Source organism: uncultured Caballeronia sp., assembly GCF_964243625.1.
In the GTDB taxonomy this organism is placed as follows: domain Bacteria; phylum Pseudomonadota; class Gammaproteobacteria; order Burkholderiales; family Burkholderiaceae; genus Caballeronia.
In genome coordinates, this window is record NZ_CAXTGZ010000033.1 from 1 (window position 1) to 22357 (window position 22357).

General features: G+C 62.0%; 15 protein-coding genes and 1 pseudogene. 7 read left to right on the plus strand and 9 right to left on the minus strand.

Translation table 11 applies throughout. The annotated features are described in order from the left end of the window. From ACFFAR_RS03885 to upp, 3 genes and pseudogenes are all read right to left on the minus strand, one after another. A pseudogene (locus ACFFAR_RS03885) lies at positions 1-327 on the minus strand (phosphoribosylamine--glycine ligase); the annotation flags it as partial. A 351-nt stretch (positions 328-678) separates the two neighbouring features. Beyond that, positions 679-1407, minus strand: coding sequence for a YebC/PmpR family DNA-binding transcriptional regulator (locus tag ACFFAR_RS03890; protein ID WP_062000783.1), 729 nt, complete (start codon positions 1405-1407; stop codon positions 679-681). A 296-nt stretch (positions 1408-1703) separates the two neighbouring features. Then, positions 1704-2357 carry a uracil phosphoribosyltransferase gene (gene upp, locus ACFFAR_RS03895; RefSeq protein WP_056352410.1) on the minus strand — a complete coding sequence of 218 codons (654 nt, stop codon included), beginning with the start codon at positions 2355-2357 and terminating at the stop codon, positions 1704-1706. Between the two features lie 349 nt (positions 2358-2706). Here upp and ACFFAR_RS03900 point away from each other — a divergent pair, with 349 nt between their 5' ends. The 5 genes from ACFFAR_RS03900 to kdpE all read left to right on the plus strand — a co-directional run bounded on the left by ACFFAR_RS03900 (position 2707) and on the right by kdpE (position 8800). Then, entirely contained in the window at positions 2707-3486 is a 780-nt protein-coding gene (locus ACFFAR_RS03900) for an SDR family oxidoreductase (protein WP_174364775.1), read from the plus strand. A 62-nt stretch (positions 3487-3548) separates the two neighbouring features. Continuing rightward, a complete protein-coding gene (locus ACFFAR_RS03905) occupies positions 3549-3938 on the plus strand; it encodes a methylglyoxal synthase (protein ID WP_062000785.1) in 390 nt (129 codons plus the stop codon). 77 nt (positions 3939-4015) lie between these two features. Beyond that, on the plus strand, positions 4016-4990 hold the full coding sequence (locus ACFFAR_RS03910) for a quinone oxidoreductase (protein ID WP_075360561.1): 975 nt from the start codon (positions 4016-4018) through the stop codon (positions 4988-4990). 283 nt (positions 4991-5273) lie between these two features. Next, entirely contained in the window at positions 5274-8105 is a 2832-nt protein-coding gene (locus tag ACFFAR_RS03915) for a DUF4118 domain-containing protein (protein ID WP_174362348.1), read from the plus strand. Next, positions 8102-8800: a two-component system response regulator KdpE gene (kdpE, locus tag ACFFAR_RS03920; RefSeq protein ID WP_174362349.1), complete on the plus strand. Its 699-nt coding sequence runs from the start codon at positions 8102-8104 to the stop codon at positions 8798-8800. The genes ACFFAR_RS03915 and kdpE overlap by 4 nt, the downstream gene beginning before the upstream one ends. Here the strand turns inward: kdpE and ACFFAR_RS03925 are convergent. From ACFFAR_RS03925 to ACFFAR_RS03950, 6 genes are all read right to left on the minus strand, one after another. After that, positions 8776-9432 carry an NAD(P)H-binding protein gene (locus ACFFAR_RS03925; protein WP_174362350.1) on the minus strand — a complete coding sequence of 219 codons (657 nt, stop codon included), beginning with the start codon at positions 9430-9432 and terminating at the stop codon, positions 8776-8778. The genes kdpE and ACFFAR_RS03925 overlap by 25 nt on opposite strands. 86 nt (positions 9433-9518) lie before the next feature. Then, positions 9519-12827 carry an efflux RND transporter permease subunit gene (locus ACFFAR_RS03930; protein ID WP_075360534.1) on the minus strand — a complete coding sequence of 1103 codons (3309 nt, stop codon included), beginning with the start codon at positions 12825-12827 and terminating at the stop codon, positions 9519-9521. Positions 12828-12831: 4 nt separating this feature from the next. After that, positions 12832-15951, minus strand: a complete 3120-nt coding sequence (locus ACFFAR_RS03935; RefSeq protein WP_062169703.1) for an MdtB/MuxB family multidrug efflux RND transporter permease subunit — start codon at positions 15949-15951, stop codon at positions 12832-12834. Between the two features lie 33 nt (positions 15952-15984). Next, positions 15985-17343: an MdtA/MuxA family multidrug efflux RND transporter periplasmic adaptor subunit gene (locus ACFFAR_RS03940; RefSeq protein WP_174362352.1), complete on the minus strand. Its 1359-nt coding sequence runs from the start codon at positions 17341-17343 to the stop codon at positions 15985-15987. Between the two features lie 504 nt (positions 17344-17847). Then, positions 17848-18678 carry an IclR family transcriptional regulator gene (locus ACFFAR_RS03945; RefSeq protein WP_061999006.1) on the minus strand — a complete coding sequence of 277 codons (831 nt, stop codon included), beginning with the start codon at positions 18676-18678 and terminating at the stop codon, positions 17848-17850. 609 nt (positions 18679-19287) lie between these two features. Continuing rightward, complete coding sequence (locus tag ACFFAR_RS03950) at positions 19288-19593, minus strand: hypothetical protein (protein WP_174362353.1); 306 nt, start codon at positions 19591-19593, stop codon at positions 19288-19290. 286 nt (positions 19594-19879) lie between these two features. Here ACFFAR_RS03950 and ACFFAR_RS03955 point away from each other — a divergent pair, with 286 nt between their 5' ends. After that, positions 19880-20383, plus strand: a complete 504-nt coding sequence (locus ACFFAR_RS03955) for a hypothetical protein (protein WP_256701370.1) — start codon at positions 19880-19882, stop codon at positions 20381-20383. Between the two features lie 126 nt (positions 20384-20509). Beyond that, a partial coding sequence (locus ACFFAR_RS03960; protein ID WP_375507545.1) for a mechanosensitive ion channel protein MscS occupies positions 20510-22357 on the plus strand: 1848 nt, incomplete at its 3' end.

Below are 22357 nucleotides of genomic sequence, written 5' to 3' on the forward strand. Positions count from 1 at the left end.
GAACGCCTTGGCAAAGTCCTTCGAGCTTTCGAGTTGCGCCGCTTCTTTGGTCGGGCCGAAGATCTTCAGGCCGCGCGAGCGGAACAGGTTGACAATACCCGCCGCGAGCGGGCCTTCGGGGCCGACCACGGTCAGCGCAATCTGCTCTTTCTCGGCGAAATCGGCGAGTGCGGCTGGATCCGTGATGTCGACATTCAGCAGACGTTCGTCCTGAGCCGTGCCGCCGTTACCCGGCGCGACATAAACCATCTGCACGCGCGGCGACTGCGCGAGCTTCCACGCGAGCGCATGTTCGCGACCGCCCGAACCGACGACGAGTAACTTCATTTAAACCTCGAAGACCTTAAGAAATTCGTGGCGGCTGGCAGCGCGAACCGGTGAGTTCTTCCTGAACCGGTTCACCGCGCCTCCGCAGTTTTGCTTTGCTGCATTCCGGCTGACTGTCAGTGGCCGCAGGGATCATGAGAGAGAGAAGAGGGCTCGCGCCGATAACGGCTGCGTCACACGACTTCGCGTCTTTAAACCCGGCCGTCAAAAGCCGTTTGCGGCTTGTTTCTCTGCAGACCCGGAACGGCTGCTGAACGCGCATGCACCAATCGGGCCAGAAATGCTTTGGGTTCTCGACTTCGCCTGCTGCAATTTCCAGCGCGTGAAAGACAAGCCCCTTACCAACCCGCGTTACTCTTCGTCGATTGTTGCGTTGGTATAAACCTCTTGCACGTCGTCAAGATTTTCCAGCGCATCGAGCAATTTCTGCATTTTCGCGGCGTCTTCGCCCGTGAATTCGACTTCAGTCTGCGGTTTCATGATCACTTCGGCGACTTCAGCCTTGAAGCCGGCAGCTTCCAGCGCGTCCTTCACCTTTTGAAAGTCGTTGGCCGGACACACCACTTCCATGCTGCCATCGTCGTTCGTCACCACGTCGTCCGCGCCCGCTTCGAGCGCCGCTTCCATCAGCTTGTCTTCCGGCGTGCCGGGTGCGTACAGGAACTGGCCGACGTGGTCGAACATGAACGCGACCGATCCGTCCGTGCCCATGTTGCCGCCGAACTTCGAGAACGCGTGGCGCACTTCCGCAACCGTGCGGGTCCGGTTGTCCGTCATGGTGTCCACGATGATCGCCGCGCCGCCAATGCCATAACCTTCGTAGCGGATTTCTTCGTAGGTCGCGCCGTCCACGCCGCCCACCCCGCGCTGGATCGCGCGGTTGATGTTGTCCTTGGGCATGTTGGCGTCGTACGCCTTCTCGACGGAGAGCCGCAGGCGCGGATTTGTGTCGATTTCTCCGCCGCCCATGCGCGCTGCAACCTGAATTTCCTTGATAAGACGCGTCCAGACCTTGCCGCGCTTGGCGTCGGTGGCCGCTTTCTTATGCTTGATGTTGGCCCATTTTGAATGACCCGCCATACCTTTCTCCATCGCGCCCGAGCTGTTCTCGCACGCCTGTGTGTCAATGTCGCCGCCTTATGCAGCTTGGTGCAGCTTTCTTTCAGCTTCCCTGCGCAGCGTTTTTCGCCAGCCGACATGTATGTTCCCGCTGCTTACATGACGGGGCCTGCCGGGCGCGAAAAAACCGCGGCAAGGCTGCCTCAATGCTGCATCAACGCATTTGGCGGACCCGAATTTTATCATGGCGCGCCCGTCCGGCAGGCATTGGCCCTATGGCGGCGACGCGATGAGCCGTAGGTTCGCCGGGCTTTCCGTCAGTTCTTGGTGCCGAACAGCCGGTCGCCGGCGTCCCCCAGGCCCGGGACAATGTATGCATGCTCGTTCAAATGGGAATCGAGCGAGGCGACGTAAAGCTTCACGTCAGGGTGGGCATCGGAGAAAACCTTCACGCCTTCAGGCGCCGCGACCAGCGCGACGAAGATGATGTTTTCACCCAGCACCTTGCGCCGTTTCATGACGTCGACCGCGTGCACTGCCGAATAGCCGGTCGCGAGCATCGGGTCGCACAAGATGAACACGCGCTCCTCGAGATCCGGGGGCAGGCGCACGAGATACTCGACCGGCCGGTGATCTTCCGCCCGATACACCCCGATGTGCCCCACGCGTGCCGACGGAATCAGGTCCAGCAGCCCGTCCGACATGCCGATGCCGGCGCGCAGCACGGGCACGATGGCGAGCTTCTTGCCCGCAATGACAGGTGCGTCGATGGTGACGAGCGGTGTCTCGACACGCTTCGTGGTCAGTGTCAGGTTGCGCGTGATCTCGTAACCCATCAGCAGCGTGATTTCGCGCAGCAATTCGCGGAATGTACGGGTGGACGTGTCCTTGTCCCGCATGTGAGTCAGCTTGTGCTGGATCAGCGGGTGGTTGAGGATGAAAAGATTCGGAAAGCGGCTGTCCTGGTTCATGGTGTTCGCGCGGTTGCCGCGGCATTAAATGTGGATTCGGGTCATGCTTGTGACGCAGATTGTCGGTGCGGCTGCTTTCAAACCGCGCGTGCAGGGCGGTTTCAATTGCTGAGCTTGGGCAGTGCCGCCAGTTTACCCAAATTAGGGGCGCTGAAAGTGGAGATTGCGGGCGACAGGCCATCCGGTCTATTGCACGGCCGACGTCCGATCCCTCATTCTTCTAGAATTGCATCATGCGATCCAATGCATGATTGCGAGCCGGGATCCGGCCGACATTCGAAATCCCGCTTTGACCGGTGCAAACCTGTCAAAGCGCGGGCAACTAGCGGACAACTACAAAGGGACAGCAATGGACATGGGAATCAAGGGGCGCACGGCGCTCGTATGTGCAGCCAGCAAGGGTTTGGGGCGCGGCTGCGCGGAAGCGTTGGCCGCCGAAGGCGTCAACCTCGTGATCGTGGCGCGCACGGCGGGGCCGCTGGAAGCCACGGCGGAGCACATTCGAACGAACTATGGCGTGAACGTGACGGCGGTCGCCTGCGACATCACCTCGCCGGAGGGGCACGCGGCGGCGCTGGCCGCTTGTCCGGCGCCCGACATTCTCGTGAATAACGCCGGTGGTCCGCCGCCGGGCGACTTCCGCCAGTTTTCCCGCGATGACTGGATCAAGGCGCTCGACTCGAACATGCTCACGCCTATCGAGCTGATCAAGCAGACGCTCGACGGCATGATCGAACGGGGTTTCGGGCGGATCGTGAACATCACGAGTTCGTCGGTGAAGGCGCCTATCGACGTGCTGGGCTTGTCGAACGGCGCGCGTTCGGGGCTGACGGGGTTTATCGCGGGATTGTCGCGCAAGGTGGCGGCAAGCGGCGTGACCATCAACAACCTGCTGCCAGGTTCCTTCGACACCGACCGCCTCGTCACCACGTTCGCGGCCGACGCGAAGGCGAACAACATCAGCGTGGAAGAAGCCAAGAAGCGCCGCATGAGCAAGTTGCCCGCCGGCCGCTTCGGCTCGCCGGAAGAGTTCGGCAAGGCGTGCGCTTATTTGTGCAGCGTGCATGCGGGGTACATCACGGGACAAAACCTGCTGATCGACGGCGGCGCGTATCCGGGCACTTACTGACGTATCGATGTATTGAAGTATCGGCACCGAACCAATAACAACCCATGACAGAGAGACATTCGATGAACCCACGCGTCGCGCTGATCGCGCACGACATGAAAAAGGATGACATCGTGGCGCTGGCCGGCGAGTTCGCGGCGACGCTCGCGCAGTGCCGGCTGCTGGCAACGGGCACGACCGGCGCGCGTATCGCGGCAGCTCACGGACTGGAGGTGGAGCGCAAGTTGTCCGGGCCGTTTGGCGGCGACCTGCAGATTGGCGCTGAACTGGCGGAGGGCCGGGTCGACCTGGTGATCTTCCTGCGCGACCCCATGACGCCACAGCCGCACGAGCCGGACATCAACGCTTTGGTTCGCGCCTGCGACGTCCATAACGTCGCGTGCGCCACGAACCTCGCAACGGCGCGCATGATTCTCGACGACTTGAAGCTGCGCCTGGGCAGGGCCGCTTAGATAGGGCCGCTAAACCAGGCTTGGCGTTGCGTTTGCTGGTCATTGGACGCGCGAGCGCCCTCAACACGGAGACAACAGTGACAAAAGCAATTCGATTCGAAAAAACGGGCGGCCCCGAAGTATTGAAATGGGTCGATGTGGAAGTGGGCGCGCCGGGCAAAGGCGAAATCCGCGTGAAGCATCACGCGGTGGGCCTGAACTATATCGACGTGTATTTCCGAACCGGGCTTTATCCGATGCCGTTGCCGGGTGGCATCGGCATGGAAGCGGCGGGCGAGGTCACCGCAGTGGGTGAGGGCGTGACCGGGTTCAAGGTCGGTGACCGGGTGGCCTATGCGTCGCGGCCGCCGGGCGCCTATGCCGAGGAACGCGTCATGTCGACGCAATATGTGGTGAGCCTGCCCGAGGCTATCAGCTACGAGGACGCTGCCTCCGTGATGCTGCAGGGTCTGACCGCGCAGTATCTGTTGCGCAGGACCTATCGTGTGAAGGCGGGCGACACTGTACTGATTCACGCCGCCGCGGGCGGAGTTGGCATGCTTGCCTGCCAGTGGGCGAAGGCGCTCGGTGCGACCGTGATCGGCACGGTCGGATCGGACGAAAAAGCAGCGCTCGCCAAGGCGCATGGCTGCGATCATCCGATCGTCTATACGCGGGAGGATTTCACGAAGCGTGTGCGTGAAATCACGAATGGCGCGGGCGTTCCCGTGGTCTACGATTCGATCGGCAAGGACACGTATACGGCGTCGCTGGATTGCCTCGCACCGCTCGGCATGTTCGTGAGCTTCGGCAATACGTCGGGTCCGTTGCCGCCGATCGACTCATCGGAATTCGCCGGGCGCGGGTCGCTTTATTTCACGCGCCCGACGTTGTTCAGTTATATCGCCAAGCGCAGCGATCTCGAGCAGATGGCCGCTGAGCTCTTCGATGTATTGACGACGGGGCAGGTCAAGACGAGCGTGCGCCAGCGTTATCCGCTCTCGGAAGCGGCAAGGGCTCACGAGGATCTAGAAGCACGCCGGACGACCGGGTCGACGATCCTGCAACCTTGAGCGAATGACATGGCGCGGCGCTGACCGGGTATGGACGGAGCTGGCGCCGCGCTCTTTCTTTACACAATTTTTATGCTCGCGCATCGACCTTTGATCCGGTCTTTATGCCAACGCGCTTAATGTTCGAGCCATCGCAGGCTGTGCAGACGTCATAGGCCAAACGGCGGAGGATACAAGTCAGCCCCAGTTAAGCATACTGGGACAGTCGCATACCGACGCGCCGGGTCTTCGCGTCGATATGCTCGTTCCCGCCAGGCATGCGACCGCTCCTGAACACCAGAAAATGAACCGCCCGAACCCAGACGAGCTGCTGGACAAGCTGCAAAGAGAAGAAGAAAAGCGTCATCGCGGACGGCTGAAGATATTTTTTGGCGCATCGGCCGGCGTGGGGAAGACCTACGCCATGCTGCTTGCCGCGCGGCGGCGCAAGGAGCAGGGCGACGATGTAGTTATCGGCATCGTGGAAACGCATGGCCGGACCGAGACCGCCGCGCTCACCGAGGACCTGGAACACCTGCCGCTTGCGCAGATCGCGTACCGCGGCCATTCGCTGCAGGACTTCGATCTCGACGCCGCCTTGCTGCGCCATCCGCAACTGATTCTCGTCGATGAACTCGCGCATTCCAACGTCCCCGGCGCGCGTCATCTGAAACGCTGGCAGGACGTGCATGAGCTGCTCGACGCGGGTATCGATGTCTACACCACCGTCAACGTCCAGCATCTGGAAAGCCTGAATGACATCGTCGGCCAGATCACGCAGATCCGCGTGTTCGAGACGGTTCCTGACCGCGTGCTGGATCAGGCCGACGAAGTGACGCTCGTGGACCTTCCGCCCGAAGAGCTGCTGGAACGGCTGCGTGACGGCAAGGTGTACATGCCGCAGCAGGCAGAACATGCCGTGCGCAATTTCTTCCGCAAGGGCAATCTGATCGCGCTACGGGAACTGGCGCTGCGGCGCACGGCGGATCGCGTCGATGCCCAGATGCGTGAGTATCGGGCGGACCGGTCTATCGAGCGCATCTGGCAGGCGCGTGAACGGCTGGTAGTCTGCATCGGTCCCGGGCCGGAAGCGCCTACCCTCGTGCGCGCAGCGGCACGGCTCGCTGCCAGTCTGCGTTCCGACTGGATCGCGGTGTACGTCGAAACACCGCGCTTGCAAAAACTGTCCGATGCCCGTCGCGAACGCACCCTCGCCGCGCTGAAGCTCGCGGCCGAACTCGGCGCGGAGACGGTCACGCTGGCTGGCGCGGATGCCGTCGCTACGCTGATTGGTTATGCGCAGGCTCGCAATGCATCGAAGCTTGTTGCAGGAGCGTCGGCGCGACGTGGTTTTGATCGCTGGCTAAAACGGCCGTTTGGTGAGCGGCTGGCGGAGCGCGCAGGGGACCTCGACCTTACGCTGATTCGCGCCCGCGAAGGTGAGAAGAACCCAGCGCTGACGCAGAAAGACAAAGCTGTCGGAGGTGAATGGCGAGACACGTTGGGCGCTGCCCGCGAGCAACGCTCGGCGCCGCGTGGCTACCTGTACGCCGTCGCCATCTGCGCAGTCATCACGGTGCTTGCCAGCCAGATTCGTGACCGCTTCGATCTCACCAATCTCGTGATGCTATATCTGGTCGGCGTGATCTATACGGCAGCGCGAATCGGGCGCGGTCCGGGCGTGCTTCTGTCGTTCCTGAGCGTAGCCGCCTTCGACTTCTTTTTTGTGCCGCCGCGCATGTCGTTGTCGGTCACGGACACGCAATATCTGCTGACCTTCACCGGCATGTTGCTGACTTCGCTGGTGATCAGTCACCTGACGTCGAGTCTGCGGCGCGAAGCACGCGTTGCATCGAAACGCGAACGCCGCACGGGCGCCATGTATGCCATGGCGGGTGAACTCGGCGCGGCGCTCGCGACCGAGCAGATCGTGGGTATCGGCATGCGTCATGTCAGCGAAGTGTTTCGCGCGAAAGTCGCCATCTTGCTCCCCGATTCCGCCGATAAAGTCCGCCAGAAACTTGACCCTTCGGAACCTTCGGCCACAGCCTTGTTACTCGAGGAAAGTGCGCTTGATCTCGATGTCGGCCAATGGGTCTACGACCAGCAAAAGCCGGCCGGGCGAGGGACCGATACGTTGCCGGCCGCCGCAGCGCTTTATTTGCCGCTGAAGGCGCCAATGCGAACGCGTGGCGTGCTCGCGGTGATGACGCACAACGCCAGTGAACTCGAGGTGCCCGAGCAGAAGCGCATGCTCGATGCGTTTGCCGCGCAGATCGCGCTTGCGCTGGAACGCGTGCATTACGTGGACATCGCCCGTGATGCGCTTGTCAGCATGGAGTCCGAGCGTCTTCGAAACTCGCTGCTGTCCGCAATCTCGCACGATCTGCGCACGCCGCTTACAACTATCGTGGGATTTGCATCGATGCTGGCGCAAGCCCATGGCGACGCCCGTTCGCCGGCAAATGCCGAGTTGATCTCGGCGATTCACGACGAATCGCTGCGCATGACGAGTATCGTGACAAACCTGCTCGATATGGCTCGGCTGCAAGCCGGTGGCTTGCGCCTGAACCTGCAATGGTCGTTGCTCGAAGAAACGGTCGGGGCCGCGTTGCGCGCGTGTCGCCGAGTGCTGGATGGCCGTCCGGTCGACGTCCGCTTGCCGGCCGACCTGCCGTTCCTGCAACTCGATGCCGTGCTGATGGAACGGCTCTTCTCGAATCTGCTGGAGAACGCTGCCAAGTACACGCCGACAGGCTCGAAACTCGTGATCGGCGCGCAGAACATCAGCGCGGGTGGAAAGCCCTTTGTGCGTGTGTACATAGACGATAACGGGCCCGGTCTTCCAGCGAATATGGAAGACCGCGTCTTCGAGAAATTCACGCGTGGGGAGAAGGAGTCGGCAAAGCCGGGTATTGGCCTCGGGCTCTCGATCTGCCGCGCGATCGTGGAGGCCCATGGTGGTACGATCGGCGCTGACAATCGCCTGAGCGCGACCGCTCGAGATACGCAAATAGAAGGCGCGCGCTTCTGGTTCACGCTGCCGGTCGAGCCCGCGCCGCCCGTCCCTTCTCTCTTCGATGAAGTCGAACAGGACTTCGCCGATTTCCCTCAGTCCGACCCGAAAAGCGCATGAGCGAACCTACTGTCACCGTCGTGCTGATCGAGGACGAAAAGCAGATTCGCCGCTTCGTGCGTGCGTCGCTCGAGGCCGAAGGCATCACCGTGCACGAAGCGGAAACGGGCAAGCAAGGCCTGGTGGAAGCGGCCACGCGCAAGCCCGACCTGCTGATCGTGGATCTTGGTTTGCCGGATACGGATGGTCTCGACGTGATACGCGAGCTGCGGAGCTGGACGGAGCTGCCGGTGATCGTTCTATCGGCGCGTACGCAAGAGGAAGAAAAGGTCGCCGCGCTCGATGCCGGCGCGGACGACTACCTGACCAAGCCCTTTGGCGTATCGGAACTGATGGCGCGAATTCGCGCGCATTTGCGCCGGCGCAACCAGGCGGCATCGAGTGAATCGCCGTTGGTGAAATTCGGCGAAGTGTCCATCGATCTCGGCCTGCGTCAGGTGACCCGTGCAGGCGCGGCCGTGCATCTCACGCCGATCGAATACAGGCTGCTTTCCACGCTCGTGCGGCATTCGGGCCGGGTATTGACGCATCGTCAGCTGTTGCGCGAAGTGTGGGGGCCTTCACATGTGGAAAGCCACCACTATTTGCGCATCTACATGGCGCATCTACGGCAGAAGCTCGAACGCGACGCCGCCCAGCCCGAGCACATCGTGACCGAGACGGGCGTGGGCTACCGGCTGGTCGGCGCGGTCTGAACGGTGTCGAGCGCCACGTCTATGGGCGTGTCGCCGCCGACAAAACCGATCACCTCGTCGCGCACGTCGCGGGTAATGCACGCCACTGTCACGCGCGCCACGTCGTCGCGTGACACCGGCAACGTACTGGCGTTGCGATTGGTTGCGAGCGCGATCGTGCCCCGGCCGGTTTCATCGGATAGCGCCCCCGGACGCAAGATGACATACGGCACGCCGCTTGCCTGCACGTAATCGTCGGCTTCGCGTTTCATCTTCGAGTAGTGCTTGAGTTGGAGCGTGCTTGATTCCGGCCAATACGCCGAGATCGCGCTGATCACGACGAGTTGCTGCGTGCGGCGGCGTTTGGCGTAGTCGGCCGTGCGTTGAACGGCGTCGCGGTCGATCGCGCGTTCCTCGTTCACGCCTTCGCTTTCCGCCGATCCCGCCGCGTAAACGACGTGCGTGACGTCATCGAAGGCATGGGAGAAATCGTGCGTCAGATCGCCCAGCACGATTTGCGCGCCGAGCGCCGCGAACTCACCGCGTTGCGCCGATTTGCGCAGCAGGACCTTGAAAGGAAGAGATGCGGCACGCAGTTGCCGGGCAACGTGACGGCCGGTGCGGCCATTTGCGCCGATGAGCAGGACTTTCATCGCTGAAACGCTCCTTCTATTGGTGGGCAGACGGAAACGTTAAGCCATTTTGGGGAATCCTGCTTAGGGCTTGTTATTGAAGCGTCTCATTCCGTCACGCTTGCCGGTCGTTGCGGACCTCTGCGCGCCCGGCGATTCTCCGACCAGATCCGGATCCGGTCCATATAAAGATAAACGACCGGTGTGGTGTAAAGCGTCAGCAACTGGCTCACGATCAGGCCACCCACGATTGCGATCCCGAGCGGGGCGCGCATTTCCGATCCTTCGCCCGTTCCGAATGCCAGCGGCAACGCGCCAAGCAACGCGGCGGCGGTGGTCATCATGATCGGACGAAAGCGCAGCAGGCATGCTTCCTCGATTGCCTCGCGTGAAGTCGATGCCCCGTGCCGCTGCGCCTGGATCGCGAAGTCGACCATCATGATGGCGTTCTTCTTCACAATCCCGATCAGCAGGATCACGCCGATCAACGCAATGATGCTGAACTCGGTGCGAAACAGCAGCAGCGCAAGCAATGCACCGATCCCGGCCGAAGGCAGCGTGGAGAGAATCGTGATCGGGTGGATGTAGCTTTCGTAAAGAATCCCCAGGACGATATACACCGCCGCGAGCGCCGCGAGGATCAGGATCGGCTGGTCCTTCGTGGAATCCTGGAACTGCTGCGCCGTGCCCGCAAAACTGCCGCGAACCGTGGCTGGCACGCCGATGGTCGCCATCGTCTCGTAGATTGCTGCAGTTGCGTCAGACAGCGACTTGCCCGGCGGCAAATTGAACGAGATGGTCGACGCCACGAACTGGCTCTGGTGATTGACCGAAAGCGGCGTATTCCCCGGCCCGAACTTGGCGATGGACGAGAGCGGGATCATGGTTTCCTTCGACGTCGAGACCGCCGCGCCCGACGACGAACTCGACTTTCCGCTTGCCGCAATGGCGTTGGTCGCGCTGTTGCGAATGGACGCAAGCGCAAGCGCGCTGTTCACGCTCGTCGAGGCATCGGCGGCGGTGGTGACGCTGGTCGCGGAAGTGGAAGCCGTGGTGGTCGTCGCGTTTGTCGATGCCGCCCCGTTCGCCGACCCGCCCGACGTGCTGATGTAGATCTGCTTGAGCATCTCCGGGTCTTGCCAGTACTTCGGCGCGAGTTCCATCACCACGTGGTACTGGCTCAGCTCGTTATAAATGGTTGATACCTGGCGCTGGCCGAAGGCATCGTAAAGCGTGTTGTCGATCTGCGCCGGTTTGATGCCATAACGCGCCGCGGTTGCGCGGTCGAACGTGACGAACGATTCCAGCCCGCCTTGCTGCTGGTCGGAATTGACGTCGGCGAGTTCGGGGCGGGCGAGCAGGGCGTCGGTGAGTTTCGGTCCCCACTTGTAGAGGTCGGCCGTGGAATCCGCGAGCAGCGTGAACTGGTATTGCGCGTTCGATTGCCGGCCGCCCGAGCGGATATCCTGAACGGCTTGCAGGAACGTGCGGGCCCCCGCGACGTTGGACAACGCCGGACGCAGGCGCTGGATCACGGCATCGGCGGAAACCTTGCGCTCTTTCTTGGGTTTCAGCGAGATGAACATGAAGCCCGAATTGGTCTGCCGGCCACCCGTGAAACCCGCGACGCTTTCTACCGCAGGATCGGCCTGCACGATCTTCATCATGTCGGAGAACTTGCCCTTCATCGCCTGGAATGACGTGCTCTGGTCAGCCTGAATTCCGCCGACGATCCGCCCGGTGTCCTGCTGCGGGAAAAATCCCTTCGGCACGATGATGTACAAATAAACGTTCAGCCCGACCGTCGCGATCAGCACCAGCAAGACGATTCGCGGATGCGCGAGCGCCACGCCCAGCGTGCGTCCATAGCCGCGCTGCATGGCGTCGAACTGGCGTTCGAGCCAGCGCGAGAAACGGCCCGGCGGCTTCTGGTTGTGCGGCTCCTGCAAGAGCCGCGCGCACATCATGGGCGTAACAGTCAGCGATACAACCAGCGACACGGCAATCGCCAGCGACAGCGTCAGCGCAAATTCCCGGAACAGCCGTCCGACAATGCCGCCCATCAGCAGAATCGGCAGGAACACGGCGACGAGCGAAATGCTCATCGATAACACCGTGAACCCGACTTCCTGCGCACCGAGAAGGGCGGCTTTCATGCGCGGCACGCCGTTTTCTATATGCCGCGAGATGTTTTCAAGCACAACGATGGCGTCATCGACCACGAAACCGGTCGCGATGGTCAACGCCATCAGCGAGAGGTTATCGAGTGAAAACCCGAGCAGATACATGGCCGAAAACGTGCCGATAATCGATATGGGCACGGCCACGCTCGGAATCAGCGTCGCGCGCCAGTTGCGCAGGAACAGGAACACGACCATCACGACCAGCGCCACCGCAATGATCAGCGTGGCTTCCGTGTCGTGCAGCGACGAGCGGATCGTGGTCGACCGGTCGGCAGTCGGCGTGATCTCGATGTCGGCGGGAAGGGCGGCCTGCAATTGCGGAACCATGGCCTTCACGCGATCGATGGTATCGATGATGTTCGCGCCCGGCTGGCGATACAGGATCACGAGCACGGCGCGCTTGCCGTTGATCAGGCCGAGATTGCGCAGGTCTTCGACCGAATCGACCACTTCGCCTACGTCGCTCAGATGCACGGCCGCGCCGTTGCGGTACGCCACCACAAGGTCGCGATATTGCGCGGCCTTCGTGGCCTGGTCGTTGGTGTAGAGCTGGAAGTGCGTGCCGTTGAACTCGATTGCGCCCTTGGGACTGTTCGCATTCGCCGATGCCAGCGCGGCACGCACGTCTTCCAGGCCAATGCCGTAGTGAAACAGCGCGCCCGGTTCGAGTTCCACGCGCACGGCGGGATTCGCCGAGCCGCTTACATCGACCTCGCCGACGCCCGGCACTGTCGACAATGTCTGTTGCAGCACCGTCGCGGCGGAATCGTAGAGTGAGCCGGCCGTTCGGGTCGGCGAGGACAACGCCAGGATCAGGATCGGCGCGTCGGCGGGATTCACCTTGTGGTACGTCGGATTGCTTCGCAACGACGCCGGCAGATCGGCGCGCGCCGCGTTGATGGCGGCCTGCACATCGCGCGCGGCGCCATCGATGTCGCGGTTCAAGCCGAATTGCAACGTGATCCGCGCTGCGCCCACCGAGCTCTGCGACGTCATTTCGGTGACGTCCGCAATCGAACCGAGGTGGCGCTCCAGCGGGCTTGCCACGCTGGTCGCGACCGTTTCGGGACTCGCGCCCGGCAAGCTCGCCTGCACGGAAATGGTCGGAAAATCGACTTGCGGCAGCGGCGCGACCGGCAGCTTGGTGAACGCGAAGAGGCCAGCGAGCGCAATGCCGATTGCCAGCAGCGTGGTGGCGACCGGGCGCGCGATGAACGGTTGCGACAGGTTCATGCGCTTACTCCACGTCCGCCGCGGGGCGAGGCGGCGCGTTCCGGTTAAAACGCGCACGCACACGGCGGCCGAGCGAATCGAAGCCGAGATAGATCACCGGCGTGGTGAACAGCGTGAGCGCCTGCGACACGATCAAACCACCCACGATAGCGATCCCCAGCGGCCGCCTGAGTTCCGAACCCGCGCCCCAGCCGAGCATCAGCGGCAACGCACCGAGAAGCGCGGCCATGGTCGTCATCAGGATGGGCCGGAAGCGCAGCAGGCACGCCTGGTAGATGGCTTCGCGCGGCGTCTTGCCTTGCTCGCGCTCGGCCTCCAGCGCGAAGTCGATCATCATGATGGCGTTTTTCTTCACAATCCCGATCAGCAACACAATGCCGATGATCCCGATGATGTCGAGATCGTGCCCCGTGATCATCAGCGAGAGCAGCGCGCCGACGCCGGCGGAGGGCAGTGTCGAGAGAATCGTGATCGGATGGATGAAGCTCTCATACAGCACACCGAGCACGATATACATGGTGACGATCGCGGCGAGGATCAGGAACAGCTCGTTCGAAAGTGATGCCTGGAACGCGAGTGCGGCGCCCTGGAAGCGGATCTGGAACGACGCCGGCAGGCCGATGTCCTGCTTCGCCTGTTCGATGGCCTTCACGGCCGCGCCGAGCGACGCGCCGGGCGCGAGGTTGAACGACACCGTGGTCGCCGGGAACTGGCCGAGGTGAGTGATGAGCAGCGGCGCGGCGCGTTCGTGGAACGTCGCAATTGCGGATAAGGGCACTTGCCCGTTCGACGCCGTCGATGACGGCAGATAGATGCCGCTCAGGATTTCGCTGTAATGCGCGTCGCTTGGTTCGTTCTCGAGGATCACGCGGTACTGGTTGGACTGCGTGAAGATGGTCGAGATGATGCGCTGGCCGAATGCATCGTAGAGCGCGTTGTCAACGGTTGCAGGGGTGATGCCGAAACGCGCCGCCGTCGAGCGATCGATTTCCACATACACCGATTGCCCGTTCTGCTGCAGGTCGGTGGCGACATCGGCGAGTTCCGGCGATTGCTGCAGACGTGCCGTCAGCTTTGGCACCCATTCGGCGAACTCGGCCGAATTGGGATCGGTCAGCATGAACTGGTATTGCGTCGGGCTGACCGTGGAGTCGATGGTCAGGTCCTGCACCGGCTGCATATAAAGCCGGATGCCGGGGATGTTCGCCACATCCTGCTGCAGGTTGCGGATCACGTCGCTCGACGTGCTGCTGCGGTCGTCGCGCGGCGTGAGGTTGATCAGCATCCGGCCGCTGTTCAGCGTGATGTTGGTGCCGTCCACGCCAATGAACGACGTCAGGCTTTCGACGTCCGGGTTCTTCAGGATCTGCGCGGCGAGCGCCTGCTGCTGCTGTGCCACCGCCTGATACGAAGCGGCTTGCGGCGCCTGCGTGATCGCCTGGATCACGCCTGTATCCTGGATCGGGAAGAAACCTTTCGGAATCCAGATATAGAGCAGGGCAGTGAACACGAGCGTGAGCAGCGCGACGACCAGCGTGGAGCGCTGCCGGTCGAGCACCCACGTGAGCGCGACGGCATACCGTCCAATCACGTAATCGATGAACTGATGCGCCCGCGCCGAGAACCGGTGCGTCTCGGTCGGCGGCGTATGGCGCAGCAGTTTCGCGCACAACATGGGCACGAGTGTCAGCGACACGATTGCCGAAATCACGATGGTCACGGCCAGCGTGATTGCGAACTCATGGAACAGGCGGCCGACGACATCGCCCATGAAAAGCAGCGGGATCAGCACCGCGATCAGCGAAACCGTCAGCGAGATGATCGTGAAGCCGATCTGCTTCGAGCCCTTCAGCGCGGCTTCGAGCGGTCCTTCGCCTTCTTCCACGTAGCGGGCGATATTCTCGATCATGACGATGGCGTCATCGACCACGAAGCCGGTCGCAATGGTCAACGCCATCAACGAGAGGTTATCGAGCGAGAAACCGCACAGGTACATGACGGCAAGCGTACCGATCAGCGAGACCGGCACCGACAAGCTTGGAATCAGCGTGGCCCAGATGTTCGCGAGGAACAGGTAGATCACGAGCACGACCAGCACCACGGAAAGCGCCAGTTCGAACTGCACGTCGCGCACGGACGCGCGGATGGTCGTGGTGCGGTCGGTGACAATGCGCACGTCGAGCGCGGCGGGCAGCGCCGCTTGCAACTGCGGCAGGATCTTCTTGATACCGTCGACGACCGCGATCACGTTCGCGCCCGGCTGGCGCTGCACGTTCAAGATGATGGCCGGCGTGTTGTCCACCCATGCGCCGAGCTTCGTGTTTTCCGGACCCGACACCACGGTGGCCACGTCCGTCAGCATCACCGGCCGACCGTTCCTGTACGCGATGACCGCGCTCTGGTAGGCGTTGGCATCGGTGAGCTGGTCGTTCGCGTTGATGGTGTAGGCGCGCGACGGGCCATCGAAATTGCCCTTCGGCGTATTGACGTTCAGGTTCGCAATGGTCGTGCGCAAGTCGTCGATATTCAATCCGTACGACGCCAGCGCGCGCGTGTTCGCCTGGATTCGCACGGCGGGCCGGTTGCCGCCGCTGACCGAGACCAGACCCACGCCTGCGACTTGCGAGATCTTCTGCGCGAGACGGGTATCGGCGAGATCCTGGACTTGCGTGAGCGGCAGGGTCTTCGAGCTGATCGCGAGCGTGATGATCGGAGCGTCGGCGGGATTCACCTTCGCGTAGATCGGTGGCGCGGGGAGGTCGGACGGCAGCAGATTGCCCGCTGCGTTGATTGCGGCCTGCACTTCCTGCTCGGCAATATCGAGCGGCAAGTCGAGACTGAATTGCAGCGTGATGACCGAGGCGCCCGCGGAACTCTGCGACGACATCTGGTTCAGGCTCGCCATCTGCCCGAACTGTTTCTCGAGCGGCGCGGTCACCGACGTGGTCATTACATCCGGCGATGCGCCCGGGTAGAACGTCTGCACCTGGATGGTCGGATAGTCGACAGCCGGCAGTGCGGACAGCGGCAGGAAGCGCAGCGCAACGAGGCCGACCAGCATGATCGCCGCCATCAGCAGCGCCGTGCCGACCGGACGCAGAATAAAGGGACGCGATGGATTCATGCGGTATCGGTGCGGTTAGGGAGCATCAATGCGTTATTGCGGCTGCGGGCGGTGACGGCCATGATGCGTGCCGGAAGCGCCATGCGCGCCCGATGCCCCCGACGCCGCCGCTGCACCTGACGCGCCTTTCGGTGCATCGGCCGGAATGGTGATCTTCGCGCCTTCCTTCAGCCGGTCCGACCCGTCGATCACCACGCGTTCGCCCACCTGCAGACCTGTCCTGATGCTGGTGCGCTCGCCATCCACCGGGCCGATCTTCACATTGCGCACCGTCACCGTGTTGTCCGGCTTGACCACATACACAAATGCGCCCGATGACCCGTTGAGCACCGCGGGCGTCGGAACGATGGTCGCGTCCTTGATGACATCGACGAGCAGCTTCGTATTCACGAACTGATTTGGAAACAGCAAAGACTCCTTATTGTCGAAGGTCGCGCGAAGCTTGACGGTGCCGGTGGTGGTGTCGATCTGGTTGTCGACCGTTTCGAGGTAACCGCTTTCCAGCGACGTTGTATTGGCCCGGTCGTAAGCGGTCACCGACATCTTCGAGCCCGCATGAAGCGGCTTCAGGATGGCGGTCAGGTTGTCCTCGGACGTCGTGAAGATCACGCTGATAGGCTGGAGCTGCGTGATGACGACCACGCCGTTTGCGTCGCCGGTGGTCACGTAGTTGCCTGGATCCACTTGCCGCAAGCCGACGCGGCCCGATACCGGCGCCGTGATGCGCGCGTAATTGAGGTCGAGCTTGTATGTGTCCACGTTCGCCTGGTCGGACTTGACCGTCCCTTCGAGCTGTTGCACGAGCGAGGCCTGCGTATCCACCTGCTGACTCGCGATGGAATCCTGCGATAGCAGCACCTTGTAGCGCTGCAGATCGAGCCGGGCGGTTTGGAGCAACGCCTGGTCCTTCGCGAGCGTGCCCTGCGCGTTGCGCAGCGAAATTTCGTAGGGACGCGGGTCGACTTGTGCGAGCAGATCGCCCTTTTTGACCATCTGGCCTTCACGGAACGCGACTTCCTGCAGCGTGCCGTTGATCTGCGTCTTGACGATCACCGACGCCAGCGGCGTGACCGTCCCGAGCGAGTTGATCACCACCGGCATTTCACCTTGCGTCACGTTCGCGACATGCACCGGCTGAGGCTGCGCGCCCATGCCGGGGCCGCCACCACGCCTGCCGCCTCCCTGCCGCGCTTGCTGCGCGTTGTCCGGGCTTCCCCGGTTCCACGGATGCCACGCGAACAAGCCGATCAAGACCAGCACCAGCACCACGATCCACAGCAATTTGCGGCTGCGGGGGCGTGAAGCGGGTGGACGGGGTGTGGAAGCCTGGGAGATGGGCGAACGCGGTTCAGTATGAGGCGGTGGCGTTGAGTGGTTTTTTTGTTCGTCCATCGTTTCAGTGGCTCGGTGAGTCGGTGGGCTCGGAAAAGGTTTCTTGAAGCAGTGTCTTGATGCGCGGCCGAGCGGCCTTGCCGAGCGCTCGCACTGACGGTCGAAAGCAGGCCTTGAACAGGCCGGTTTTGATGCCGTGGCGGCGACCGCGTGAGGCCGGGCAGGGGCGTTGTGGCGTCCAAAGCGGTTGCACGAAGCGTCGAATGATAGCTTTTAAGCGGTGGCCGGGCGCGCGAAGCATGATGCTACGTCCCGCGCTTCCTTGCAGTCCAGTTATCTTTCTTTCGATTGATTACGAGCGTTACAGGACCTTGCTCGTGCTGCAGGAGAGCATCGGGCGATGAACGCTATGCTGGAAATTGCGCTGTGGGCCGCAAGAGCGCGCGACAAAGGCACGTCTTGAAATAGTAATGAAAGCTTTGGTCGAGACGAGCGCCCGACAGGAAACCGAAATAATCGATGCTGCGCCACTACGACCGGCGCAGCATCGGCACAAGCAAGGCTTTACTCGCTCAGGCGCGCAGTCGGCGTGCCACCGATCTCATTGGTGATTCTTGCGACACATTCAAGCAGCGCCGGCGCTACCGTTTCGAGCAGCACGTCAAGGGGAGCCTGGTATTCGGCGCCACCGCAGTTCACCGCGTAACGCTGGCCGGACGGACCGACAAAACCGGCCGCGACTGCATTCAGCCCGTGATGCCACTCGCCGGTCGACATGGCAAACCCGCGGCGCAAGGCGTCTTCGAGTCCGGTCTTCAAACCGCTGTCGATGCTCGGCCAGTCATCGCCCGACGCAATGCGCAGGCTTTCGACCAGACTGTCGCGGTCAGCCTCGCCCAACGCAGCCAGGTACGCCCGGCCGACCGCGGTCCGCCCGAGATCCATGCGCGCGCCCACTTCCAGTCGAGACACGAGTACCGCCGAGCGTGGCCGGATAGTATCGATGACGACCATGTCCAGGCGGTCGCGGACAGCCAGATGAACGCTCAAGGTCGTCCGGTCAGCCAGCGCGATGAGAAACGGCCGTGCGCGTGCCCGGATATCGAAGTTGCGCAGGAATCCGTTGCTTAGCTCGAGCACTGATGCCGTGAGCACGAACCGCTCACTGTCGGGTAATTGAAACAGCAGGTTGGCGCTGACCAGGGTCGCTGTCAGGCGCGAGATGGTCGGCTTCGGTATGCCCGTCCACTCTGCAAGCTCCCGGTTGCTTACCGGTGCATCAGCCGCTGCAATCCGCCTTAGAACATCCAGTCCACGTGACAACGCAACTACTTCTTCTCCGTCGCGCCCTTTTTCTTTTTCCCGGCTCGCTGGCCGGCTCTCAGTTGTGTGCATTTATTTTTCGGAACTTGGTTTCGTTGGGAAGGACGTTTGCTGCCGATCGTTGATGCTGACCGGTGACGGGCGTCCCGCTTATCGGAATCGTACCAATCAGCGACCATAAGATGCATTCGCTGGACCCGTTTTTGTCATTAAACCCGTGTACCGTACCGTTGGATAGTCGCTCACCCCCCGAAATTTCGCTTGACTCGGTTTCGCTTAACGTAAAAAATGGAACCCGATTTCGAAAGACTGGTTAGAGACGCTTTAACGACTCGCCAGCCAATTGATCACCAGCTCTCAGGTTCTAGCACGGCCCTCGGAATGGCTAGAACTTTTAAGGCGCTACGGCAACGTAGCGCCTTTTTTTTCGCCCCTGTCCCGCTTAAACGTGCCGCCTGAAGCGCCGTGACACTCGATCTATATACCTCAGACCGCGTAATCCTAATCCGTACGGCATCCTATTTTTTACGTCTTTCCGCTCGCGGAAAGGTTTGTTTAGTAATTTCAGGTGAACTAGGCAGTGCCGTCTTCCATCTCGTTGTCTCCTGCCAAGCGTCGATTCTTATCGGAGTCGTCGAATAGAAATGTGTAGCACCCCACATAACGCGCGTACCGATAGCCTCAATGCGTCGAGAACATCTTTCCCGGTTTGAGCAGGCGCGTCCCGCGCCAGGCCCAATAAATCCCCGCGAGCATGAGCAATACCGAACTGCTCAGGACCAGGAGCGGGGAAACCAACTGAGGCGACGGCTCGCTGGTCGCTATGATCAGTGCCGCCAGCAACGCCGCGCCCGCCTGAAAGAACGCGCGCTTCGCGCGATTGCGATGCCCGGTAAATCGAACGGATCGCGAGACGGGTGCGCGCGTGAAGGGTTCAAACAGGATCAGTCCCGCGACAAATGCGACCAGCAAGTTCATGAGACTCATGACGACACTTCAATGTAGAAATCAAGGATGGTCCGCACTATAAGAAGGGTCACTCACGAATTGAATCAGAAGGGTCTGAAAGGAGGTCGGATTGTTAACACTCCGGATCGGTCGCCCCGTGAAAGGGCTGTTTTGAATGCTGAAGATTAGGCGCAACGGCTAATGTCGCGCTCCAAAATAGAGGCGGCGGGCTTCGGCAGTTATCATTTGTCTGGTGCAATCGATTGAACTCAGGAATGGACTTCTGGCGTGCGGCGACACGCACACCGGGCAAGGAAGACGAGAAATGAACAAGTTGCGAACGAAAGGAATGAACCGGCTGGCGAGCGCAGTGATCGTGATCGGCTTTCTTGCTGCTTGCGAAAAACACGACGCCGCGGCCGGGCAGGCCATGGGTGCGCTGAACAACGTTGCGAGTCAGGCGGGCCAGAAATTCGACCAGGCCGCCAACTATGTCGGACAGCACGTCGACTCGGTCAAGCAGTCCGCACAGCAGAATGTCGAGTCGGCGGGAACCCTGCCGGATTTGTCGGCGAGCGGCGTAGCGGCCACGGCCCGCGCCAATCTGGACGGGGCCGCGAGCGCAACGAATGCGGCCATCGCGAACGTGGCGAGCGATACTGGAGCCGGTTTGCAGACGGCCGGACGCAAGCTGCAAGGGTGGTCGGCAAGCGGTACGCCTGGTTCCCAAGGGGCGGCGAGTGGGGTGTCCGGCACCGGCGCGGCCGGTTCAGGAGCACCGTCGGCTTCATCAGATCCGGGCAACGCGCGCGCCGACATGGATAAATAAGCTGGAGCGAGCGGCGCGGCTACTGGTTTTTCCCGGCTACATTTCGTTACGCACCTGACCGTTTCGTCTAAAGATAATTTCGGGACAACGGCTAAACTGGCGGTCTTTTACATCTTCCACACCGCCATGAAGCCAAGCCGAATCCGGGCGCTCGCTGGCGCGCTGGTCTTTGCTGCGATGTTTTTCGCCGCCATGACCGGTTTTTCTCCCGACGCGCACGCGGCGCCGCCAGCGCTTGCACTGCCGTCATTTCAGGAACTGGTCAGCCCGCCAGCCGCTTCGGACGCAGCGGCTGTCCCCGCGTTCACAACCGGGGCGTCGGATACGCCTGCGGGTGCCGCGACCAACGCCGACCTGACACGCTCGCTCGACACGGTGATCTCCGCACTCGACAGCGACCGCCAGCGCACGGCGCTTGTCGCCCAACTGAAGAAGCTGCGTGACGCGAAGCGCGATGCCGAATCGGGCACGCTGCCACCCGTTACAGCCAGCGCGACGTCTGCGGATGATTCCGCATCAGCAGCGAGCGCGGCGGCCGAGGCGCCGCCGGCAAGTTCTACGTCGGCGGCGTCCTCCGTCGTCGCGGCGATCACGCCGAAGACCGGGCTGCTGGGGGCAATTGCGTCGGGTCTGTCGAACATCGAAGCCGATATCAGCCGCGGGCACACGCCGCTCAACTACTGGGGCGGCCGTCTGAACGCCGCGGGCAACGAGTTGTACACCATCGCCTCGGGGCAGAGCCGCGAACCGTTCGGCCGCACCTTGCTCAACTTTTTCCTCACGCTTGCCGGTTGGGGCGCATGCGCTTTCCTGCTCGTCTACCTTCAAAGACGCCTCCATGCCCGTTTCAAGATTCATTTCGGGCTGCATCCGAATCCGAGCACCCGCGAACTGCTGATTTTCACACTGCGCCGAGTCGGGCCCTATTTGTTCGCGTTTGTCGCGGCGTTGACGTTCGTGCGAATGATGCCGGTTTCGCTCGGCCGGACGCTTGCGATGGTGACGGCCTACGCGATCGTCGCGGGCGCGATTTTCTCGTCGATCTGCCTGATCATGTTTTCGCTGTTTGGTTCGGCGCACCGCAGGGTGGCGGTGAACGTGCTGATCGTCCATGCGCGCCGCCTGCTGTTCGTGATCGGCACGCTTGGCGCGCTCGGGGACGCCGCCGCCAACTATGACGTGGCCCAGCAGCTCGGAACGAACTTGTCGGCGCTGATATCGACCATCGCAAACATGTGCGCCGCTATCCTCACCGGCTACTTCGCGCTCGCGTTCCAGCGGCCCGTTGCCCATCTGATTCGCAGCCGTTCCTACGAGCAGCGCAGCCGCCATAAGGCCGCGACCGAAACGTTCGAAGTGTTCGGCTCGTTATGGCATTTGCCCATGCTGCTCCTTGTTGCCGTGTCCGTGATCGGGACGCTGGCGGGGATCGGTACGTCGGAAAATGTGCTGCAACTCGATATTGCCAGCGCCGGGCTGCTCGTCATCGGCCTGTTTCTCAGCGCGATCGTGCTGCACGTCACGAAGCTGCCGGAGCGCAAGACCCGCCGGCAGTCCGCTTATGTGCGGCGGCTCGTCAGGTACTTTGGCCGGCTGCTGGTGCTTTTCATCTGGCTCGGGTTTCTTGAGCTCTGGTCGCATCTCTGGGGTTTTTCGCTCGCGAATCTCGCGGAGGAAAGCGTCGCCGCACGCGGCATCACGCACGCGGTCAGTGCAATCCTGCTGACCATTTTCGTCTCGTGGCTGGTGTGGATCATCATCGATACGGGAATCCAGGAGGCGCTCAATCCGAACGCGCCGCGCGGCAAGGGGCGCGGGCCGAGCATGCGCGCGCGCACCATGCTGCCGCTGATCCGCAACGTGGTGTTCGTGGGACTGCTGACCGTTGCCGCCATCATTACCGCGGCAAATCTTGGGCTGAACGTGACGCCGTTGCTTGCCGGCGCCGGTGTGATCGGCCTGGCGGTGGGCTTT